The following is a 21,131-nucleotide window of genomic DNA, read 5'->3' on the forward strand; positions in this document are numbered from 1 at the left end:
TGGATCGTGGATCGTGGATCGTGGATCGTGGATCGTGGATCGTGGATCGTGGATCGTGGATCGTGGATCGTGGATCGTGGATCGTGGATCGTGGAGATGTGAAATTAGTCTTTAGGTCTGTTGCCAAAGTTCTAAGGTCAATATCTCTAGCGGCCTTGCCCACCTGCGCTTTTCCCACGTTCTACGATCCACCCACCACGTTCATCACCCTCCCCGGCTTCGGCCCAAAGCGCAGCGGCGCGTGTCCCGGCACCGCCTTCAGCGCAAATTCGGTGAGGCCCAGCCGGTCAGGTTCTTCGAGGTGATACCGGAAATTCCAGAGGTAATGCTGCACCACCCGTTCGGGCAGGCCCAATTTCTGGGCGTGTCGGCGGGCCACCTCTGCCAGATGCCCCAGCCCTTCCCGCCGCGCCTCGCGCATGGCCTGCACCAGCTCTGGCGGGGGCGGATAGCCTTTGCGGTAGGCCCACACCGCAAACACGAACGGGTGTCCGGTGATGGCAAACCATTCCTCAGCCAGATCGGTGACGTGTACCGTTTGCCCGCCTGCGCGTCCGGTGTGCGGCAGAGAAGTCATGGTGGTTTTGGGCGTCAGCGGCCCCACGGCGGCGTACCACTCGCGCAGGGCGCTGTCCCCGATTCTCAGCACGCCGTCGAAGCCCGTTGCCAGCAGCGTTTCTGGTGTGCCCTCGGCCCGCTCCAGCACAGGCGTCAGCCCATGCTCCTTCAACACCACTTCCAGCAGCGCCACACTGGTCGCGCTCTGGCTGGTCAGGGCAATTCGCTTCAGCGCATGCAGCGGCGCAGTATGAAATAAATTCACCGAATACACCGGCCCCAGCACACTCACCGAAAAATCGGGCAGGGCTTCGAGGGTATCGGCGTTACGGATAAATTCCACCACGCTGATATTGGCGATGTCTACTGTGCCGTCCAGCAGCGCAGCGTTCATCTCGGTGGGTACGCCCGTGATGGCCGTTACGCCATCTGGCAACTGCAACGAATCCAGAATCGGCGCAACGTTGGTGAAGTGAATCCAGCCTGCGCGGTAGGTCATAGACGCCTCCGGCGGGGGGAAGGTTGTGGGTTGTGGGTTGTCGGAAGGTCAAGGGCATGGGGCTGCGCTTTTCCCACCCCCCACATCCCACCGCCCACAGCCCCTGTCACGGCACCACCTGCACACTCACCGCTTGCCATTCTCCATCCCTCCGGGCATACACGCGCAGAAAACTTTGTACCCGCTGGCCGCCCGCGTACAGCGTGCCACGCGTGATGGCCGCGTCGCCGTACACCCGCGAGGCGTGGCGCTCGAACACCAGTGCCGCCGCTGGGTTATTCACCATTTCGCGCAGCAGGTCGGCCCGGAACACCACCTGTCCATCCGGGAAGAACGCCATCCAATCATGGGCCAGCACGCGGGCCATCCGCTCGGGGTCGCGGTGATGATAGGCCGCGTTCCACAGGTCGTCGAGCCGCAGCACGGTGTCTAGGTCTGATGCTGTCTGGTCAGTAGGCGGCACGGTAGCTCTTTTGCTTCCAGATCAGATCGGCCAGAATCAAGCCCGCGCAAATCAGGAGCCATGCCCAACGCAGGGCCGCCAAGCCTGCCAGCCAACGTTCAGGAAGCCCCACAGCTATCACCTGCCGCAGCCCGAGCCACAGAAGCAGGGGCACCAGCAATAGCCCCCAGCCCCAGTATCCCCATCGGCTCAGGCTTTGTCGGCGCGGTCTGTTCAATCGGCGGCCTCTGGGTTCAGCCCCACTTTGGGAAAGACTTCCAGTTCGTTGTAGTAGGCGTCGCGCAGCACGGGCGTCCGGCCCGCGTGCTGGATCATCCTGACCATTCCGGCCTGACTGAGCGCCATGGGGCTGGTCGCGCCCGCTGCGTGGGCAATGTGCTCTTCCTGAATCGTGCCGTCGATGTCCGACACGCCCCAGTCGAGGCTGACCTGCGTCAGTTCCGAGCCGATCATGACCCAGTAGCCCTTGATGTGCGGGAAATTGTCGAGGTAGATGCGGGCCACGGCCAGATTTCGCAAATCATCCAGGCCCGTGGTGAAGTCGGTTTTGCCCAGATTCTGCGCCAACGTGTTGCCCAGCGGCTGAAACGCCAGCGGAATAAAGGCGTGGAAGCCGCCCGTCTCGGATTGCAGGTCGCGCAGGCGGTGCATATGGTCCAGCCGTTCTTCCAGCGTTTCGATGTGGCCGTACAGCATGGTCGCGTTGGTTCGCATGCCCAGCGTGTGGGCCTCGCGGTGAATTTGCAGCCACTTGTCGGCCTTCACCTTGTTTTTGGCAACTTGCAGGCGCACCCGGTCTGCAAAAATCTCCGCGCCGCCCCCCGGCATGGCGGCCAGCCCAGCGGCCTGCAATTCGCGCAGGATATCCAGCGTGGGCCGCTTGCCAATTTTGCTGAGGTGCTCGATTTCTGCCGCCGTGAACGCCTTCACCTGAAGGTCGGGAAACGACTCGCGCAGTTGCCGTACCATCGCCGGGTAATACTCCCACTTGTGGTTGGGGTGGTGGCCGCTGCTCATGTGCAGTTCGGTAATACCGGGCAGGTAGCGCCGCCGCACCTGCTCTACCACCTGTTCGGGCGAGTAATCCCACGCCCGCTCCTCGTTTTTGTGCGCGGCAAAGGCGCAGAAGGTGCAGCCCACATAGCAGATGTTGGTAAATTCCAGCCGCATGGAATGCACAAAATAGGTTTTGTCGCCGTGCAACTGCTCGCGCCGGGTGTTGGCAAGGCGCATCAAGGCGTTCAGGTCGCGGGTGTGGTAAAGCCGCAGCCCCTCATCAAACGACAGCCGCTCGCCCGCGTCCACCTTTTCCACAATGGGCGCGAGGAGTTGGTCACGAAGCCACTTCATGGAGATAGCGTAGCGCGGGGCGGGGTGGTGAAGTGTCCCTTATTGCTTCTGGACGGGAGACCAAACAGAAAGAAGATCGGCTGTGGTCTCAGAAATGGGCAGACCAAGCTCCACAACACGTTGAGTCTCGGTCAAGAGGGCATCAATCAGGGCATGTACCGAAAGCTCGTGACCAGCACGCACGTACGGCGTCATGCTGATCATGACAACGACGTAGGCATGTCCCAAACCCACTTCGCGCAGAATTCCAGAGCTATCTCCGGGTCTGAGCAGGTGGCTGGAGTAAGTCCCAGATTGGCTGGGACTTCTGCTGCCGTCCCGTGAACTGAAGGTGAAGCCCCCAGTCTGAGGCCAGAAACAAGCATTGACATTCCAGACATCGTTGCGGTCTGCCTGATCATATTCAGCCAATCCTTCTTGTAGCGCACTCATAAGAGTTTTTTGGGCTTCAGGCATTTGCTTTTCAAGCCATGTCACAATTTTAGAGGAATGCTTGACAAGACGTGAATCAAGTGCGTCCATTGCTTTTTTTAGCACGGCAACAATTTTTCTCTTTGCCCCACCGACGCGCTACCCTGAATCTCAGCATGAGACTTGATCATTTTGCCGCAGAGGGTTCAACCGTTCGCGTATGGGGAGAAACCGATGTGGTGGTGATCAGCGTTCCCTTCCCCGGTGTGTTGCGGCTGCGGCTGGCCCCCGAAGCGCGGGCGGGCACCTATACCTTTCCGAGGCTGCCGCCCAAGCCTTCGTTCGCGGTGCGGCCCGATCTGGTGGCCCCCGAAGCCGTGCAGGTCTGGGAAGCGGGCGCAGAAGTGGTCGTTCAGGGCGGCGGCCTGACCTGTCTGCTGAACCGCGAGACCGGAGCCTGGCGAGTGCTGGACGGCGGCGCAGACAGTGAACGGGTGTTGGCTCAGGCGCAGCTCTGGTCCGGAGAGGCCCCCAATGCCCGCGCCGCACTGGACGCCGAGGTCTTCGATCTGCACCGCACCCGCCTCACGCTGAATGCCCCGCACGGCGCGGCCTATCTGGGCTTTGGCGAGCGCGTCGGCCCCATCGACAAGCGCGGCATGCACCTGACCTTCTGGAATACCGACTGTTTTCCCCACCACACCGATACCGATCCGCTGTATGTGTCGGTGCCGTTTACCACCGTCGTGGACACGGCGGGGCAGGCGCACGGCGTGTTTGTGGATGAGCCGTGGCGCATGGAAGCCGATGTGGCCCGCAGGCGTCCAGACGCGCTGACCTTCGCCTCGGCGGGGCCGGAACTGGACGTGTATGTGCTGGCAGGCCCGCGCCCCGCCGATGTGCTGCGCCGCTACGCCGACCTGACCGGGTACGCGCCCATGCCGCCGCTGTGGGCGCTGGGGGCCGCCCAGAGCCGCTGGGGCTACAAAACCGCCGACGAACTGCGGGCCATCGTGGCAGGCTACCGGGAGCGCAATTTGCCGCTGGACGCCCTGTACGTGGACATCGACTACATGGACGCCTACAAGGTCTGGACGGTAGACCGCCACCGCTTTCCCGATATGAAGGGGTTGGTGGCCGAGATGCTGGAACAGGGCGTTCATCTCGTGCCCATCGTCGATCCGGGCGTGAAGGCTGAACCCGGCTACGATGTGTACGAGGAAGCCCTGGCCGGAGATCATCTGGTTCGCACGGCACGCGGCGACACCTTGGTCGGGGAAGTCTGGCCCGATCCCGCCGTGTTTCCCGATTTCACGCGCTCCGAGGTGGTGAACTGGTGGGCAGGCCGCCACAGGCTGTTTGCCCAACTGGGAATTTCCGGGCAGTGGAACGACATGAACGAACCCGCCTGCTTTTCGCTGAAGCAGCCGCGCACCACCGAGGGCAAAACCCTGCCCTACGACGCTCGGCACGGCAACCGCCCCCATATCGAGGTTCACAACGCCTACGCCAACGGCATGAGCGAGGCTTCGCGGGCCGGATACGCCAGATTCAGCCCCCACCTGCGTCCGTGGATTCTGACCCGCGCCGGATACGCCGGAATTCAGCGGCACGCCACCGTCTGGACCGGAGACAACACCGCCACCTGGAGCCACCTCGCCCTCAGTCTGCCCATGATTCAGGGCCTCGGCCTCAGCGGGATTCCGCTGGCCGCCGCCGATGTGGGCGGCTTTGCGGGCGATACCACCGGGGAACTGATGGCCCGCTGGTATCAGGCGGCAGTGGGCTACCCATTTTTACGAAACCACGCGGCCAGCGGCACGGCGGATCAGGAACCCTGGCGGTTTGGCGAGTCCTTCCTGAACGCCATTCGCACCGCCCTGCACCTGCGGATGCAACTGCTGCCGCACCTGTACACGCTGGCGCACGAGGCCACCCGCAGCGCCCTGCCCGTGATGCGCCCGCTGGCCCTGCACCACGCCGCCGACGAGGACGCCCTGCGCGAGGACACCCAGTATCTGCTGGGCGAGGGATTGTTGGTGGCTCCGGTGCTGCGGGCCGCCCACAACCGCCGCCTCGTGTATCTGCCGGCGGGCAGCGAATGGGCCGAGGTCTTCAATCTGGCCGAATTCGGCCCGGTTCATGCGGGCGGCACCTACACGGTGGCCGACGCGCCCCTGAACGTGCTGCCGCTGTACCTCAAGGCGGGGCACGCCATTCCCCTGGCCGAGGCCGCGATTCATACCACCGGTGCCCAGTGGCCGCGCCTGTCGTGGTTGGCCTTCGCGGGCGCGGACGGCTTTGTCGGTCAGGTCTATGAGGATGCCGGAAACGGCCCCGCCGATGCCGCCTCCCGCCTGACCCGGATCGTGGGCGAGCGGGAAGGCCACACCCTCACCATTCGCCGCCAGAGCGCAGGCGACCTGCCCAACTTCGAGCAGCGCGAAACCCTGCACCTGATGGGCCTGAAGTCGGTCAGCAGCGTGCATGGCGCGGCCAGCCACACCTATGAAGATGGCCTGTTGCGCCTGTCGTTGCCCGCCCAGTGGACAGAAATCCAGATCAAGGAAGAAGACAGCAGTGAACGACTCAGCACGCCCTGAAGTGACCGCAGCGGGCTAGGTCAACTGTTCCAGGCTGTCCTGTAGATCGTTAAATTGCAGTAATTCCTCGATTTCATCGGCCAGGTCGGTGCCGTACTTGTAGGCCGCCTGCCCGCCCACCTGCCCGGTCCCGTATTTGTCCCGGTAGGTGGGCACGACGCGGTCATAAATAACGGCCTCGGCGGTGTTGTTGCTCTGCGGAAGCCGGGTGTTGAGGATCGGCGGTGTGGGTTCGCCGCGCCGCGCAAAGGCGGTTTCCAGATCGGCGGGCAGGCGTTCCAGGCCCTCCTTGTGGGTTCGGCTGTTGCTCTGGTACTTGGTCACGATCACGCCCAGGCAGCTGATTTTCAGGTTGCGCTTGGATTTCACTTCCGCAATTCGGTTCACGATCTGCGGCACGCCGTAGGTGCTGAGGCGGTCTGGAATGGTAGGAATCAGATAATGATCGCTGACTTCCAAGCCGTTGAGGGTCACGAAGCCCAGGTTGGGCGGGCAGTCGATCAGCACGTAATCGTAGGCGGCAAACAGCGGCGATACGAAGCGCCGAACCACTTCCATGGGACTCAGGGAAAAAATGCTGCGGTTGCTGATGTCTTGCAGGCGGTCTTGCACGTCGATCAGACGGATGGAACTGGGCAACAGATCCACCCGCCCGTACTGAAGGCCGTCAGGCAACTGATCCATGATGTCGTGATTGATCAGGTTCAGGTTGCTGGCCCCCCGGATCACGGCGCGGGCTGGATCGAAAACCCGCGTATCGTTGAGTTGATCCATAAACAGGTGTGCCAGCGTCTGCCCCGCGTCATCGGCCCTGATCCAGCGTTCCTCACCGATCAGGGCCAGGGTCGCGTTGGTCTGAGGGTCGAGGTCAAGCACCAGCACCCGCTTTTGCCGCATGATCGCCAGCGTATCGGCTAGCATCACGGCGGTGGTGGTCTTGGCAACACCACCTTTCAGGTTGATGAAACTCAGAACTTTGGTCATCAAACAGAGAGGGCTTTGATCTGGTTCAGGACCACTTCGGGCCGTACCGTGTACTCTCCGGTGGCCTTTTCTACGTGTTCAAAGCGCACCACGCCTTCTTTATCGATCAGAAACACGGCGCGGGCGCTGATGCCGCGTTCGTCGATCGCCACACCGTACAGGCGGGCCACGGCCAGGGTCATATCGGCCAGCAGCGGCACTTCTATGCCGTATTCGGCGGCCCAGGCGCGGTGGGCATGCACGCTGTCTCGGTTCACGCCCAGAATCACGGCTCCGGCATCGGCAAAATCATCTTGCCGCCCGCTGTATTCCGGCAGTTGCATGGAGCAGACCGGGCTGAAGTCCAGCGGATAGAACACCAGCACGACGTGCTTCTGGCCCCGGTAGCTGCTGAGGGTCACGGGGTCACCGACCGACGACGGCAGGGTGAAATCGGGGGCAGATTGTCCAAGCAGGCTCATGGCTCCGAGTCTAGCGGGCGGGGGCGGCGGGCGGTGCGGGAATCTGCCCAATCAGGAGTTCAATCAGCAGTCCGGCCACCCGGCAGGCGGCCCAATAGTACGCGTTCCCCCTTTGAACTGCGTCCCATTTTCCCGTTGTGTTCGCGGCGCTGGCTTAGGATGAACCAGTACCGTCCCCACGATGTCAGCACGATATCCGGTCAGTTTCCGGTGGGCGGCGCAGGAGGATTCCCGATGGCTGAAGTGATGCCCCCCAATATGCTGAACGACCGCCCGCGTACCCCCGCCGGGCTGCTCAGCAATGCCGAAAAAGACCGCTTGATCGAACGTGGATTCCTGGGGCTGTACCGCTGGTACACCGCCCGCAGCCAGGAAACGCGCAACTGGAACGCCGACCGCAGCTTTGACTGGCGCTCCATGAACCAGAACCTGCCCCCCGAACTCATCACGGTTATTCAGGGCTTTTTTGCCGTGGAGCAGTACGCCCCCGACTTCACCTCCAGCCTGATTCATCTGGTTCGGCGCTCGCATGGCCGCAGCCACTTTCAGATGCGCTGGGGCAGCGAAGAGGAAAAGCACGCCGACGCGTGGGAAAATGCCGTGCTGTTCAGCGGTCAGCGCTCTCCTGCATGGATCGAGGACTACAAGCACCGCCTGAAGTCTCAGACCTGGGAACTGCCTTTCCCCGACGCCATCCATAACCTCGTGTACACCGTGTTTCAGGAGCGGGCCACCCAGCTCAACTACCTGAACATGATGAAAATCGCGCAGGGCAAGAGCGAAAAACCGCACCTGAGGGGCATCGTCGATCCGGTGCTGGCCAAGGTCGCGCAGACCATCGCCGTGGATGAGGCCGCCCACTACAACTTCTTCCTCGAAGGCGCACGGATGTACCTGTATTACTACCCGGAACGCACCCTGGAAGCCATCCGGAACGTCATCGGCATGTTCTCGATGCCCGCCGCCACCCTGATTCCCGACTGGCGCGAATTCTCGGAAACGGTGTACCGCGCAGGCATCTACGGCCCCCGCGACTTTAACCGCGACGTGATGCAGGTGGCCTTCCGCAACCTCGGTATCGAGAGCCGCAAGTCGCTGGAAGAAGGCATCCGCAAAACGCGTGAGGTGCCGGATTTCGAGGGCGGCAACTTTGCCACCACCGCCATCTGGGACACCTTCGATTACGGTCAGGTCGAGGGCGACGTGAAGCGCCTGCACGTCAAGATCGAGGAATACGAGAAGGGCATTGGCTTTGACCTGTACGACCCGACCACGTTTATCGAGAATCCTGCCGTGCCCAAAAAGGACGGACAGGCCGCCGACGACTGATCTGGGGTTGTAGGGCGTAGGAAAAACTTAAATACATTGGATGGCCTGCGGCAGAGTTCGCGGGCCATCTTGTTTTGGCAGGCCGCACAATACGGGGATGCAACTGACCATTGCTCCTTACCTTGAACAGTCCCCGCGTTGGCCCCAGACAGGCCGCCCGATTCTGGCGCAGTGGGACGAATCTACGGTATGGGTGTATCAGGCGTTCCGGCCCGCCATCGGGCAGTTTGCGGCAGCACACGGCAAATTTGGCGGCGAATACAGCTTTGGCCGCATGAGCTGGATCAAACCCAATTTTTTGTGGATGATGTACCGCTCGGGCTGGGGCACCAAAGCCGATCAGGAGGTCACGCTGGCCCTGCGCCTGAAGCGGGAAGGCTTTGAAACGCTGCTGGCCGGGGCGGTGGCGTCGTCTTTTGCAGGGTCGGGCTATGGCGTGCAGGCCGACTGGCAGGCAGCGGTGGCAGATTCGGACGTGCGCTTGCAGTGGGATCCGGACCATGACCCACACGGGCGGCTTCTGCCCCGGCGTGCGCTGCAACTGGGCATCCGGGGGCCAACCTTGCGGCGGCTGAATGAAGAATGGCTGGTAGAGGTGCAGGACATCACCGCCTTCGTAGAGCAGCAGCGGGGGCTTTTGCAGGACTGGGCGCGGCTCCAGACCCCACTGGAAACGCCTTATCCCCTGCCCGATTCAGAATTGGCCCGCAGAATCGGTGCCGACCATCAGGATGCGGTTTGGAGAGGAACAGAGCCGCCCACTGCTGGCTCATGAGGGCGTGTCATCAGGGCTGGGCAGGGAAGATGAGGCAGAGTTCGCAGGCCAGCTTTTCTGCTGCTTCCACCCTCTACGGTCCACACTCCACCACCCTCCCCACCCGCTACCCTGAATCCAGATGCCGCCCCGCGCACCCAACACCCCGGCCCAAATTTTCCGCGTCTTCCTGCGCCTCGGCCTGACCTCTTTCGGCGGGCCGGTGGCACACCTGGGCTACTACCGCGCCGAATTCGTGACCCGGCGTGGCTGGCTCACCGAGGCGCAATACGCCGATCTGGTGGCGCTGGCGCAGTTTTTGCCGGGGCCTGCCAGCAGTCAGGTGGGCCTCAGCGTGGGCTTGCTGCGCGGTGGCGGGTGGGGGCTCTTGGCCGCGTGGCTGGCCTTCACCGGGCCAAGTGCGGCGCTGATGTTCGCCTTTGCACTGGGCCTCAGCCGCGTGGGTGACGTATCCGGCGCGGGCTGGCTGCTGGGCCTGAAGGTGGCGGCAGTAGCGGTGGTGGCGCAGGCGGTGGCGGGCATGTGGAGCAGTCTGGTGGCAGAACAAGGCAGGCCCGGACAGATCAAGGCGGGGTTGGCCCTCGGCGCAGCGGCGTTGGTGTTGATCTGGCCGGGGGCAGCGGCGCAGATGCTGGCGCTGTTGCTGGCGGGATTGGTAGGTTGGCGCGGGTTGGTGGGCAACGGGGCCGTGCAGGTGGGCCAAGCCCTGAGCCTCCCCCTGACCCGGCGCGTGGGGGCGGCGCTGCTGGGCCTGTGCGCCGCGCTCCTGCTGCTGTTGCCGCTGCTGTCTGTTCTGGGGCCAGCCTGGGCCTTGGCCGATACCGTGTACCGCGCTGGCGCACTGGTCTTTGGCGGCGGCCATGTGGTGCTGCCGCTGCTTGAGGCAGGTCTGGTGCCCACCTTTTTGCCCGCCGAAACCTTCGTGGCTGGATACGGCGCGGCCAATGCGGTGCCGGGGCCGCTGTTTACCTTTGCCACCTATCTGGGCGCGGCCCAAACGGTGCTGCCCGCGTGGGCTGGGGCGCTGATCGCCACGGTGTTTATCTTCCTGCCCGGTGCGCTGCTGATGGTCGGCGCGTTGCCCTTCTGGGCCACTCTTTCTGCCCGCCCTGCCGCCCGTGCTGCCCTGTCGGGCGTGAATGCCGGGGTCGTGGGCCTGCTGCTGGCCGCCCTCTACGATCCGCTGTTTACCTCGGCCATCACGGGGCCGCGCCCGTTGGCCCTGGCACTGCTGGCCTACGCCGCCCTGACCGCTGCCCGCCTTCCCGCGTGGGCGGTGGTGGGCGGGTGCGCGGTGCTGGGGGCGGCGGCGTTGTAGGGGCGAGGTGCAAGAGGCAACCCCTCAGTCCTGTTTAGACCCTCAGACTTTTTCGCCACTCCCCGGAATTCGCGTCTGGTTTGGCGTCGGTTCGGGAAACTGCGGGTTGGCCTTGCGCCCGGCGTCGCGGGGATGGGTGCGGGCGTCTATACCGTATTCCTGCCCGTCTGGGCGCACCTTGAAGCGCGTGACTTTGGCGGGCACGCCCATCGCGATGCCGTGCGGCGGAATATCGGCCCGCAGCAGGGCGTGGGTGGCAAGCATGGCGTCATCACTGACGATGCTGCCCGCCAGCACGGTGGAATGGTAGGTAATTCGCGCCCCACGACCGATGATGGTGCGGCGCAGGGTCACGTCAGGGCCGTCCAGCACGCTATGAGTGTGGCTGTAGATATTCACGTAATCGCTGACCGAAGCCCCGTCGTGCAGTTCGATGCCACCAATATCGTCAAGCAGGACATGGCGGTGAACGACCACATCGTCGCCCACTTCCATGTTGTAGCCCACGCTGAATTCCACGTTTTGCCAGCATTTGAAATCGCGGCCCACACGCCTGAAGATGTGGCCTGCCAGCACCCGCCGCACCGGAATGCCCAGCACCGGGTTTTGTCCGATGGGCGTCAGATCAAGGTTCTTCCAGAGCCACAGCAGCGGCTTGACCGCCTCAAATTTGGAGCTGTCGGTCGCCATGTAGTACTCGGCCTCGAAGGTGATGTTGCGCGAATCCAGATTCAGGGCGGCCAGCGGCGCGTCCGAGAGAAGTTGCCCGTAATCGCGTCCGTACATGGCCTGCGCCAGTACCTCGCGGACTAGCACCGGGCGCTCGGTGGCGGGGTCGGCCAGCTTCGCCTCCAGATCCCCAATGAAGGCGTTGAACGTGTCCTGCGCGTTCGATTCTATGTTTACCGGCTTGAGCCACGTCACGTCTGCCACTGTACCGCGCAAACCGCTTTAAGAAGAAGGGTGGAAACGTGAATCTATCGCAGGGAGCGTGACTGACTGAGGAACGCCGGGAAGCATGACCCATCAAAAGTGGCCCCAGCGACATCCAGAGTCACGGGGCCACGATCAAAGAGAATTTAAGGTGTCAGGGCTGCTCGAACGACCGAGAGAAGTTGTCTTGCTTCAGGTACACGAACCGGGGGGAAAGGGGAGGAAGCTTGGCCGCGTCACGGAAGTTGTCTTCAAAGCTCCACTGGCGCAGGGGCGGGTTGTAGAAGACGTAGAGGTCGCCGTCGTTCAGAGTGTTTGTACCGTTTTTGAATGTAGCCAGTTGGAAGGCGCCGATGGCGTGGAGCGGCTGGTTCAAACTGACCAGAGAGCCACGGTAGGTATAAGGGATGATACCGGCGGGGTTATAGCCGTTGCCTCCCCATTCCTCGTGAAAACGCATCATATTGTGTACGCCGCCGCTGTTGGGGGCCACATCCAGTGAACCCTCACCATTGAAGGTAGTGGAGGTACCGCTGGAACTGGTATTTGCCAGAATAGCTGCGTTGATGGTAGTAGGTGCAGCGTTTCGGCACCACAGAGGTAAACTGGACTTATCGTCTCCACTGTAGGTGTCTATCTGGGCCAGTGTCGCTGCTGAACTGGTATCCGGGTAGTAATACCACCGTGTAGTGTTGACGGTGGTCGGTGCGCCGCTGGGTGTACTCACATACAACTGCGTCCCTGTATTGTTAGTGGTCGTTGTGTCTATAACACTGCCATTGATATTGCGTAGGCGTTTATGACTCACGAAGTAGTCCGTACCGCCAATGTCTACTTTGCACTGGGTGGGTGTCGCCCAGCCCTGAGACAATACGTTGATCGTATCGGACATGACCGCAGTAGGAATCCAGGTATTGGCAACAGAATTGAAATTGCCCTGAATAAAGGCGGCCTGATCGGTCACGAAAGTAATGCCTCTGGGAATGCGGCTCGAAGGATTGTTGGAGCGTAATGTGTCGCCGTTCTTTAAGCGAACCGCGTAATTGTTGGGACGCCCCGGAGTCGTCTGAGAGATAGCTCCATTATTTCCATTGCCCCAAGTAGGATTCATATTGTTCATGGTGCTGGTCGCCGTGGTGTCGTCTATGGTCATGAAGATCACCAGACCGCCCTGTGAGGTATCGGCCAGACCGTTTGGTAGGCCCAGTGAGACTGGGTTCAGATCCATACAGGTCAGCAACTGGCGCACATCTACGTCGAGCATCACTCGCTTCACACGAGTTGGATCTACTCCAGTCCAGTACTGCGCTTCACGGTTATCTTTAAAGTTGATGGCAGGACTCAGCCCCGTTCCCAACGGACAGGTGACCGTAATAGGCAGGCCAGACTGGGTAACAAACTTGGCCTCCCAGCCAGCGCTCACACGCTTGAGCACAATGCGAACATCAGCTTGATCCCAGTATTGTGCCCCAATTCTAGGCTGTAACTGTTCTATGGAGGGAACTTCAAGTTCTCCCAATCTGTCTTTGACCTGACCACCGTAAATGTTCAGGGCTGTACCCGTTCTTTGGGTGCGTGACGTGCCAGTGCAGGCCATCGTCTGGAGTACGGTGCTTGCATCGGCAATCTTGACTGTACCGCCGCAACTGTTGGCGTGCTTCCAACCCCGGTAGATGTTGTTGGCCGCCGTCACCTGACCCTGAATGGTCAGTGCCGTGCCGCTGCCCGCGCCTGAATCCAGGAACAGATTGCCGTTGGTATGCACGGGGCCGCTCAGGTTCAGGGTGGCAGTGTTGGTAAACTCCAGATCCTTGTCGAAAAAGACGGCGAACTGAAACAAAGGCACGAGACGGCTGTGAAAGGTCAGGCTGGTAATGGCCTCGGGGGTATTGTTGGGGCCGATGGCCTGACCTGACACCGTGAAGTTGGTTTCCTCGGCGATCAGATTCTCAAACAGTTCCCCAGCAGGAATTTTTTTAGTCTCGGAATCGCCCTCAGTCACGTAGCTGACCGTTTTACGTTCTCCCACAATGTCTGTTTTGCAGGCATAGTCTCCTGATCCAGAAGTCACGTTGGGCAAGCAGGTCGTGGGCGTCGTGCCGCTCGGCGTTTCAAACCCTTTAAACTTGGCCCGGATCTGCTCGGCGCGGGCATTGAGCGCAGCTTCGGCGGCATAAAAGCCTGCGCTGGAGTTGGCACTGCTGCGGCTGGTTCTGGTATTGCCGACCGTCACCAGAGAATAGGTGGTCAGGACGACAGCCAGAATAGCCACCAGGCTCAGGGCGACCACCAGTGCGTAGCCGGAATCGCGGCCCTGCATGGCGCGGGGTCGGGCGTATAAGGAAGCAGGTTGGTTCATGCGGCTCCTAAATTTCTGAGTGGTCCGGAGGGTGAGGGTGAGTGAATCACGGCGTACCTGTACCTGCGCTACGAGCCTGTTCAATGTTGCGAGGAAACACTGTTGCAGTCAGTGCGCGTGGCTTATTGGTGCCCTGCCCGGCACTGCCAGAGGTCAGGGTTACATCAACAGAGCGGATGCGTGCCCAAGGGCCGTCTGCAGCTAAGCTGTTCACCGTGGCAGGAGGGTTGACCAAAGTGGCGACTGCACTTAGATCTGTGATGCCGTAAGCCACCGCCTGTGCTTCTGTAGCGGTCTGAAGGTTGAGAGCCAACATTAAATCGCTGCCCACTACCTTGTACTGGCGTTGTTCGATAGGGACCAGCAGGCTGCCATTGCCGCTATAGCCGGAGGGGGGTGCTCCGCTGAGACTGACACTCACTCTGTAGCTCGACCCAGTACCGGAAGAACTCAGTACGGTAGTAATACCGACCACATCGATTTTCACAGGCGTGCTGCCACTGGCCGGTCGGTAGAGGAGGGCCATCTGGGGCTGCCCGTTCAAAGCTGTGAAATAAGACCGCCAGGCCACGATATTTACAGGGTCGGTTCCGGTGGGTGGGGTTGCATAGGTGCAGGCATTCGTACTGACTGTGGAACCGACTGGAGGGCCAACTATCTGAATATTATTTCCGCTGATCGCGCAGACTGGGACGCGGTTCAGAGCTGCGATGCCTCGGCGTACACTCAATGTCTTGGTTGCACTATCGAATGTCAGACCCGACACACCTATGTTCAGCGACAGATCTTCACCCGCCTGCCTGATATCGGCGTTCAGGATATCGAGTGCCGATTGTACGTTCTGGCTTGCCATCACGCGCCCGGTATCAGCCTCAACCAGTTTGTTGCTGCTGGAAAAGGCATTGAAAGCAATGGTCAGGACCACCAAAAACAGTCCCATTGCTACCAACAGTTCCACCAGGGTAAAGCCAGCAGTCCTGGCCGTCTGAAAATTATTCACTGCCGAACGACGTGTAATAGGTGTCTGCCCGGTGCAAAACCTTGTTGCCATATTTCACCTCCACGCGGATATAGACGGCGCTGCCGCTGCACACCATGCTGCTAGGAGCGTCATTGGGACAGAAGGTAGAGACGGTGTTGAAGGTGGTACCGCCACTGGTGACGGTGCTGGTTTGCATGGTTCTGAGAGATCCGTAATCGCCCGATTGCCGGTAGCCTTCCAGTACGGCTTCGCTGACCTTGACAGCCTCGGCACGGCGGCTGACATCAGTGTTCAGCGCAGTATTGGAGAGCATGGCGCTCAGCAAGGCGGTCAGAGCGATCCCCAGCACGACGAAGGCCACCAAGACCTCAAGCAGGGTCAGGCCCGCCGTGCGCGAATCAGGAACCACTGGTCTTCACCCCGCCGCCGAGTGCCACGTCCACGTTAAAAGTCCGCGTACCCTCTTTCAATATCAGGCGTCCGGTCGCCGCTGCCAACCCACGAGAGTTGAAACAAACCACCACAGGATTGGTTCCCGGCGTGGTTGTCGACAACTGGACTGTCCGGCCATAGGCGTTCAGAGTCAGGGGAATCGTACCCAGATCTGTCCACTTGCTGGCATTGGTCTCGCTGCACCGCACGGCACTTTGCATCACAAGCTGCTGGCTGCTGTTGAGGATCATGCGGCGTGCCTGCGTGTTTGATATTGCATTGCTGCGTAACTGGAAGAGAGTGGAATGAACTGTACGAGCAGCGTCGCGGGCAGGGTTACGGGTCGAGAGATAGCTTTGAACGCCCAATGCGGTCAATATTCCAACAATAGCCATAACAATCAGGAGTTCGATGGCGGTAAATCCTGCTGCCTTTCTAACCGGGTGGGATTTTAATTGTAATTCCATTACTTTTCTCCCCAGGCGCTGCAAATTCTTCGATAAGCTATCCTTTGGGTACTAGCTCGACTTGATGTCGTAGCATCGCGTATAACCTCTTACAGATATCTGCTGTGGCCATCTCAGGACATCACCTTGCGTGAACTACTCTTCCTGACAACGTAGAGTGAGAGAAAGGCAATAAAAAGCACCCAGATGGGTGGATTCAGATTCTTCATTAATAAGTGATTAACGCAAGCAGCCAACATGGATCGAAACTTGACATTTTGTGTGTGAGATATTCTACAGGTACATGGATGTATGCTTTTATGAGAATCCTAGATAGATAATGACAGACATGTCATTTAAATAGCTGCCAACTCTTAATCCAGATGACAGATACAAGGCCAGCGAGGAACTGAAGCGACTAAGGCAGGTCTGGTCAGGCGGGCAAGGGACACCGCCGCATCAGCCTTCTCCGCGCTTGTTCTAGAATGCAGGCGTTATGCCCGTCCTTATTGCCGCCGTCGCCTATCTGCTGGGGTCGCTGGTGGCCGGAATTCTGTATTCGCGTGCCCTCGGGCAGGACATCCGTGACCGTGATCTGCCGGGCGGGAGCGGCACGGTGCGGCAATATGGGCGCTTGGCGGGCCTCGCTGTCACGTTGGCCGATATGTTCAAGGCAATTCTGGCTGTCTGGCTGACCAGTCTGGTGGCCCCCGACTGGACCTGGCTGGCCGCCTTTTTCGTAGTGCTGGGACACTGTTATCCCGTGTTTTTCCGCTTTCGGGGCGGAGTGGGTATCGCGCCGTTTATGGGAGCGCTGTTGGTGGTGGCCCCGATCACTATTCTGGGTATTTTCGGCATGGGTCTGGTCATCATCCCGCTGTACAAAGCCACGTTGCAGGCCCGTATCAAGCTGAATGCCGTGCCGGTGGCGACCGTGGTGGTCGTGCCGCTGGGAGTGCTGCTGGCGCTACGCTACGGCGGCCTCCCCGAACTGCTGGCGGGTGCGGCGGCCATGACCATTCGCACCGTTCATCTGATGATCGCGCCGCCTGTGCGCCCCGGCGGAGCCGTAGCCAGCGAGACCAAAGCGTGACCCGACGCCGTTTGCGCCTCGCGCCTCTATATGGGCTGCTTGCCCTTCTCACGTTGCCCGGTCTGGCCGGAGCCGACGCCGTGCTGGAAGGGCGTACCCTGCGTTATGAAGATGGACCGCGCCTGTTGTGGCAGCGCACCTATCCGGCAAGCCTGGGCGACCTGACCGGGCCACTGAACGTGGGCAACCTGACCTACCTCGGCGTGGGGCCAGAGGTGTACGTGCTGAATGCAGACAGCACAGTGCAGGCCCGCATAGACCTGCCCGGCACGGTCACGTCGCTGGATTCCAGCAGCGGCACGGTGCGCGTGACCACGCAGGGCGACGGCTACACCGAGAGATTCACGTTGGGCGACCCCGCGCAGGGTGCACCGCTGCAGGAGCGGGCGGTCCCCCCACCCAATCCGGAAATAACCGGTTGGCTGGCCCGTGCCGCCGACGTGGTGCCTCAATCCGAACTGGCACAGGCGGGTACACAGGACCCCACCAACCCCTTTATTGCGCTGCGTCAGGCCAAGCTCGCCAACATTCAGGGCGATACCTTTTCGGCGCTGAGTGCGGTGCGGCGTGCCCTGAGTGTTCAGATGCCCTTTCCGGCATGGGTGATGCTGGCGGCCCGGCTGGACAGCGCGGGTTTTCCGGCGGCGGCCAATCTGGCCCTCGACCGGGCGCGGCGTGACGCTGCCGAGCGCGGCTTCGATCCTGAAGTCAGCGTGAGCCGCAGCACCCTGAGCGCCTACGGGAATCCCAGCGGCTACGTGGGCACCTTGCTGGCCCAGAACCGTCTTACACGGGCGGGCGCGTGGCTGGCCTACCTGCGCGAACTGCATCCCCGCTTCGAGGGCGGCCCGGCCCTGTACCTGCGCTACGCCAACCTGCTGGAATCCCAGGGGCGCGGCGGAGAGGCCGAGGAGTGGCGGCAATTTACCCGCACCCTGCGGGCAGGCACGCTGTACAACCTGGGGCCGGACGGCACGGGGCAGGTGCGGGACGCGGCCCGGTTGGTCACGCTGGCGCTGCTGCTGGCGTTGGCAGCCTCTTTTGTAGCGCTGGTGGCGCGGGCGTGGCGGGTTCAGGGCGAAGATACCCGCCCGTTGGGGGGCCGCTGGCGTTCCCTGCTGCGCCGTCCGTTGTCTCGGGCGCGGCGCACCACGCTGGCCTACGCCTCGTTCGGAGAGCGGCTGGCGCTGGTTGCGCTGTCACTGGGGCTGGTGGCCGCAGTGGGCGGCTGGCAGTGGACGAACCACACCGGGCAGGGGCTGAGGGCGGCGGCGCTCACCTCGGGCACCTACGGCGGCGGCTGGGTCACGGCCCGCCTGAGCGACCTGAACCTGCGCCCCAGTTCCGACGCGGCGCTGTTGGCGGGCCTGTCTGCCCAACTGGACGGAGACGACAGCGTGGCCCGCGCCCAGTACACCCGCGCTCAATCGATCGGCGCTGGGCCAGATGCCTGTGCCCTGAACAATCTGGGCGTGATTGCGGCCCAGCGCGGCGACGTACCCCAATCCCGCGAAAGCTACCGCGCAGCGCTGGCGATCCGGCCTGATCTGGCCGCCGCCGCCTTCAATCTGGGCCTGAATCCGGGCACCCCTGGCACGGCCTTTCAGCAGCAGTACCGCCCCGGCCAGCCCCGGCTGTGTTACCCCGACCAGCGCAGCCTGGCCCGCGCCGTCAGCGGCGACCTGAGCGTCACCCTGCGCCAGGATCTCGCGCAGCCCCTGGCGCTGCTCGGCGATAGCCCCGGCCAGAGCGCCCGCCTCGGCGCGGCACTTCTGGGGGCGCTGGCCCTGCTGGCCGCCATTGCCTTTACCCTGCTCATTCCCCGCGCCGCCACCGATGCCCGCCTGCGCCGCCCCGCCGCTTACCGCGTGCTGGCGCTGCTGTTGCCCGGCGCTGCGCTGCTGGAAGGTGCCTGGGGCGGCGTGTTGCTGCTGGCCTGGGGAGCCACATTGGCGGCGCTGGCTCCGCTCACCGGACTGATTTCCTATGCCCAACTGCTCAACCCTGCCCAGGTGACGACCCGGAATCTGCTGCTGGCCGTCCTGATCGGTGTCTATGCCCTGAACACGCTGGCCTTTGCCCTGATCGAACTGCGCCACGCCCGTATCAAGCGCAGCGAGCGGGCAGAGCGGTAGAAACCAGCTCCGGGCGTCTGGGCTGAGCGTCCGGGCGACTGCATTTCCGGCCCTGCCCTGCACCTGCTCTCCTGACCGGCCTTCACCATTTCTCCAGTGATTGGGGGCAGCCGGGACACCTCGGCAGATACGCGTCAGCTTGGGCGGGCATACTCGCGTGATGCCTGTGGTCACCCTGCCTTTTCTCCGTCTCGTTCCGCCACACCGCCGACGAACCCACACCCTGCTGGCCGCCCTGACGCTGTCGCTTGCGCCGCTGGCCTCGCCCGCTTTTGCGCCCGTTTCCGCCGCCTCGGTGGGAGCCGCACAGTTGACCGTAACCACCGACCAGACCGCCGCCTACCTGAACGGCGAAAGCACCAGACTGGTCAATTCTCCGCGCCTGATCGGGGGGCGCACCATGCTGCCCCTGCGCGAAACGGCGGCGCTGTTGGGGCAACCGCTGACCATCGGCACCGGGCAACTGCAACTGGGCAGATTGGTCATCGATACCCGCAGCAACGCGGCAACCCTGGGGGGGCAGCTTCAGCCCGAAGGCAACGTGGTCAGCTCGGCAGGCACGCTGTATGTCACGGCCCGCCTCATTTCGGATGCCCTCAATGCCAATATGAGCGTGGACGATTCGGGCCGCACCCTGACCCTGACCGCGCTGCGGGGCGGCGGGAATCCACTGGCCCCTCAAGCCCGCTTTTCGACCGACAAGAACGTGTACGCGCCCGGCGAACGGGTCGTGTTTACCGAGTATCCCTTTGATCCAGATGGCTCCGATATCGTTGCGCGGCGCTGGACCGGGCGGCAGGAAGCCTATTTTCAGCCCGGTACGTACACGGTGGGCCTGCAGGTGACCAATGCGCGGGGGCTACAAAGTACGGCCTTTACCCGCACCATCCGGGTCGAGGGGCTGCCGATAGATTCGCCCCTTACCTACGCCCTGAAATATGCCGATCCCGGCGAGGCTTTTCCCGATCCGGGAGTGGTGAACTACCCGGTGGTGACGCCGCAGGTCGTGGACGGCCCCAGCATTCCGCTGCTGTTCAGTGACAGTCCCGAAGCCCCCACCCAGAGCGGCGTGCTGTACCAGGACAGCGTGGCAGGCCGTGCCCGCCTGCTGGCCTACCACCTGAACGCGCTGGGCAAACCCGCCCGCCTGTACGTGCTGGCCCGCAACACCGAAAACCGCCCGGTCGAGGTAAGAACCGAGCGGCTGGGCGAAACTGCGCCGACCCGCATCGAGGGTCTGCTCGGACAGGTCACGCTGCTGGATTACTTTGCCCACACGGGCAGTCAGACCCTCACGCTGTCCCCCGGTCAGAGCGCGGCGGTCTACGCCAGCCCCACGCTGGGCATGGGCAGCGGCGTGAACCTGATGCAAGACGTCGTGACCACAGGCCGCGTAGAACTGACGTTCCTGATGGTCGAGGACACCCTGCCGGTCAGCGGCCAACTGGTGCAGCAGCTTCCGTATCTGCCCAGCGATGGCCGCCATGTGCGCGGCACTTTCCCCGAAGCGGTGCGAACCCTGCGGGTCAACCTGACCAGCCTGCCCGCCCGCATCGTGATCGGTGACGGCATGCTTGATCCAGCCATCACCGGCACCGACATGCTGACCGGCCAATCGGTGCGCCTGATGGGCAATTACGGCGTGCTGTACGACCTGGAAGTCAACGGCGCGGCGGGAACGGCAGTGGCCCTCAGCCCACGCGGGGGCCTGTACCGTGGGGCCATGAACGTGACCGACGGCCCGCTGGTGCAGACCATCAAGTTGCCGCGCACCGGGGCGGCCCTCATGCCCAACCAACCCGTGATGCTGTGGCGGCCCCAGACAGACCGCCTGAATATTGATTTCGTGCCCGCCAGTGGCAGCAATCTACCCATCAGCCTGGTGTTTTACAACGCGAAAGTGCAGGGCGGCTTCGGGGGGATTATCAAGACGTATCAGCCGTAAAACTGTAAGTGGTCAGTAGGGAGTGGGAAAAGCGGGGCGTGCCTGGAAACTGTCC

General features: G+C 62.2%; 19 protein-coding genes. 7 read left to right on the forward strand and 12 right to left on the reverse strand.

Annotated features, from left to right (window positions below; genetic code table 11):
* Window positions 1–181: 181 nt before the first annotated feature.
* The 5 genes from F561_RS0106090 to F561_RS0106110 form a co-directional block, all read right to left on the reverse strand.
* Complete coding sequence (locus tag F561_RS0106090; RefSeq protein WP_019009064.1) at window positions 182–1,057, reverse strand: menaquinone biosynthetic enzyme MqnA/MqnD family protein; 876 nt, start codon at window positions 1,055–1,057, stop codon at window positions 182–184.
* A gap of 106 nt (window positions 1,058–1,163) precedes the next feature.
* Window positions 1,164–1,520 (reverse strand): nuclear transport factor 2 family protein, encoded by a 357-nt coding sequence (locus F561_RS0106095; RefSeq protein WP_157451612.1) that lies wholly within the window; start codon window positions 1,518–1,520, stop codon window positions 1,164–1,166.
* Window positions 1,507–1,674 (reverse strand): hypothetical protein, encoded by a 168-nt coding sequence (locus F561_RS28695; protein ID WP_157451613.1) that lies wholly within the window; start codon window positions 1,672–1,674, stop codon window positions 1,507–1,509. Before F561_RS28695 ends, F561_RS0106095 begins: the two co-directional genes overlap by 14 nt.
* Window positions 1,675–1,733: 59 nt before the next feature.
* Window positions 1,734–2,870 carry an aminofutalosine synthase MqnE gene (gene mqnE / locus F561_RS0106105; protein ID WP_019009067.1) on the reverse strand — a complete coding sequence of 379 codons (1,137 nt, stop codon included), beginning with the start codon at window positions 2,868–2,870 and terminating at the stop codon, window positions 1,734–1,736.
* A gap of 39 nt (window positions 2,871–2,909) precedes the next feature.
* Window positions 2,910–3,407 (reverse strand): hypothetical protein, encoded by a 498-nt coding sequence (locus F561_RS0106110; protein WP_157451614.1) that lies wholly within the window; start codon window positions 3,405–3,407, stop codon window positions 2,910–2,912.
* 50 nt (window positions 3,408–3,457) lie between these two features.
* On the opposite strand from F561_RS0106110, the gene F561_RS0106115 reads away from it, so the two are divergent.
* On the forward strand, window positions 3,458–5,884 hold the full coding sequence (locus F561_RS0106115) for a glycoside hydrolase family 31 protein (RefSeq protein WP_019009069.1): 2,427 nt from the start codon (window positions 3,458–3,460) through the stop codon (window positions 5,882–5,884).
* Between the two features lie 15 nt (window positions 5,885–5,899).
* Here the strand turns inward: F561_RS0106115 and F561_RS0106120 are convergent, their stop codons facing one another.
* A complete protein-coding gene (locus F561_RS0106120; protein ID WP_019009070.1) occupies window positions 5,900–6,868 on the reverse strand; it encodes a ParA family protein in 969 nt (322 codons plus the stop codon).
* Window positions 6,868–7,329, reverse strand: a complete 462-nt coding sequence (locus tag F561_RS0106125; protein WP_019009071.1) for a peroxiredoxin — start codon at window positions 7,327–7,329, stop codon at window positions 6,868–6,870. The genes F561_RS0106120 and F561_RS0106125 overlap by 1 nt, the downstream gene beginning before the upstream one ends.
* A 234-nt stretch (window positions 7,330–7,563) precedes the next feature.
* On the opposite strand from F561_RS0106125, the gene F561_RS0106130 reads away from it, so the two are divergent.
* The 3 genes from F561_RS0106130 (at window position 7,564) to chrA (ending at window position 10,751) form a co-directional block, all read left to right on the forward strand.
* Window positions 7,564–8,658, forward strand: a complete 1,095-nt coding sequence (locus F561_RS0106130; protein ID WP_019009072.1) for an acyl-ACP desaturase — start codon at window positions 7,564–7,566, stop codon at window positions 8,656–8,658.
* A gap of 97 nt (window positions 8,659–8,755) precedes the next feature.
* A complete protein-coding gene (locus F561_RS0106135) occupies window positions 8,756–9,433 on the forward strand; it encodes a DUF4291 domain-containing protein (protein ID WP_019009073.1) in 678 nt (225 codons plus the stop codon).
* Window positions 9,434–9,554: 121 nt separating this feature from the next.
* Window positions 9,555–10,751, forward strand: a complete 1,197-nt coding sequence (gene chrA / locus F561_RS0106140) for a chromate efflux transporter (RefSeq protein WP_019009074.1) — start codon at window positions 9,555–9,557, stop codon at window positions 10,749–10,751.
* Between the two features lie 42 nt (window positions 10,752–10,793).
* On the opposite strand, the gene F561_RS0106145 is transcribed toward chrA, so the two are convergent.
* The 5 genes from F561_RS0106145 to F561_RS27790 form a co-directional block, all read right to left on the reverse strand.
* A complete protein-coding gene (locus F561_RS0106145) occupies window positions 10,794–11,675 on the reverse strand; it encodes an acyltransferase (RefSeq protein WP_040380002.1) in 882 nt (293 codons plus the stop codon).
* 163 nt (window positions 11,676–11,838) lie between these two features.
* Window positions 11,839–14,043: a hypothetical protein gene (locus F561_RS0106150; protein ID WP_019009076.1), complete on the reverse strand. Its 2,205-nt coding sequence runs from the start codon at window positions 14,041–14,043 to the stop codon at window positions 11,839–11,841.
* Between the two features lie 46 nt (window positions 14,044–14,089).
* Window positions 14,090–15,043 carry a prepilin-type N-terminal cleavage/methylation domain-containing protein gene (locus tag F561_RS0106155; protein WP_019009077.1) on the reverse strand — a complete coding sequence of 318 codons (954 nt, stop codon included), beginning with the start codon at window positions 15,041–15,043 and terminating at the stop codon, window positions 14,090–14,092.
* Window positions 15,036–15,434 carry a type IV pilus modification PilV family protein gene (locus F561_RS0106160; protein ID WP_019009078.1) on the reverse strand — a complete coding sequence of 133 codons (399 nt, stop codon included), beginning with the start codon at window positions 15,432–15,434 and terminating at the stop codon, window positions 15,036–15,038. Before F561_RS0106160 ends, F561_RS0106155 begins: the two co-directional genes overlap by 8 nt.
* Window positions 15,424–15,924, reverse strand: coding sequence for a pilus assembly FimT family protein (locus tag F561_RS27790; protein WP_040379988.1), 501 nt, complete (start codon window positions 15,922–15,924; stop codon window positions 15,424–15,426). The genes F561_RS0106160 and F561_RS27790 overlap by 11 nt, the downstream gene beginning before the upstream one ends.
* 475 nt (window positions 15,925–16,399) lie before the next feature.
* On the opposite strand from F561_RS27790, the gene F561_RS24910 reads away from it, so the two are divergent.
* The 3 genes from F561_RS24910 (at window position 16,400) to F561_RS0106180 (ending at window position 21,076) form a co-directional block, all read left to right on the forward strand.
* A complete protein-coding gene (locus tag F561_RS24910) occupies window positions 16,400–16,996 on the forward strand; it encodes a glycerol-3-phosphate acyltransferase (protein ID WP_019009080.1) in 597 nt (198 codons plus the stop codon).
* Entirely contained in the window at window positions 16,993–19,131 is a 2,139-nt protein-coding gene (locus tag F561_RS0106175; RefSeq protein ID WP_245556443.1) for a tetratricopeptide repeat protein, read from the forward strand. The genes F561_RS24910 and F561_RS0106175 overlap by 4 nt, the downstream gene beginning before the upstream one ends.
* A gap of 160 nt (window positions 19,132–19,291) precedes the next feature.
* Window positions 19,292–21,076 carry a hypothetical protein gene (locus F561_RS0106180; RefSeq protein ID WP_019009082.1) on the forward strand — a complete coding sequence of 595 codons (1,785 nt, stop codon included), beginning with the start codon at window positions 19,292–19,294 and terminating at the stop codon, window positions 21,074–21,076.
* Window positions 21,077–21,131: the final 55 nt, after the last annotated feature.

Source organism: Deinococcus aquatilis DSM 23025, from assembly GCF_000378445.1.
Taxonomy (GTDB): domain Bacteria; phylum Deinococcota; class Deinococci; order Deinococcales; family Deinococcaceae; genus Deinococcus; species Deinococcus aquatilis.

Coding starts and splice junctions, on each gene's coding strand:
- F561_RS0106135 (WP_019009073.1), top strand. CDS start 8,756: ATGCAACTGACCATTGCTCCTTACCTTGAACAGTCCCCGCGTTGGCCC.
- mqnE (WP_019009067.1), bottom strand. CDS start 2,870: ATGAAGTGGCTTCGTGACCAACTCCTCGCGCCCATTGTGGAAAAGGTG.
- chrA (WP_019009074.1), top strand. CDS start 9,555: ATGCCGCCCCGCGCACCCAACACCCCGGCCCAAATTTTCCGCGTCTTC.
- F561_RS27790 (WP_040379988.1), bottom strand. CDS start 15,924: ATGGAATTACAATTAAAATCCCACCCGGTTAGAAAGGCAGCAGGATTT.
- F561_RS0106120 (WP_019009070.1), bottom strand. CDS start 6,868: ATGACCAAAGTTCTGAGTTTCATCAACCTGAAAGGTGGTGTTGCCAAG.
- F561_RS0106125 (WP_019009071.1), bottom strand. CDS start 7,329: ATGAGCCTGCTTGGACAATCTGCCCCCGATTTCACCCTGCCGTCGTCG.
- F561_RS0106150 (WP_019009076.1), bottom strand. CDS start 14,043: ATGAACCAACCTGCTTCCTTATACGCCCGACCCCGCGCCATGCAGGGC.
- F561_RS0106090 (WP_019009064.1), bottom strand. CDS start 1,057: ATGACCTACCGCGCAGGCTGGATTCACTTCACCAACGTTGCGCCGATT.
- F561_RS24910 (WP_019009080.1), top strand. CDS start 16,400: ATGCCCGTCCTTATTGCCGCCGTCGCCTATCTGCTGGGGTCGCTGGTG.
- F561_RS0106180 (WP_019009082.1), top strand. CDS start 19,292: ATGCCTGTGGTCACCCTGCCTTTTCTCCGTCTCGTTCCGCCACACCGC.
- F561_RS0106130 (WP_019009072.1), top strand. CDS start 7,564: ATGGCTGAAGTGATGCCCCCCAATATGCTGAACGACCGCCCGCGTACC.
- F561_RS0106115 (WP_019009069.1), top strand. CDS start 3,458: ATGAGACTTGATCATTTTGCCGCAGAGGGTTCAACCGTTCGCGTATGG.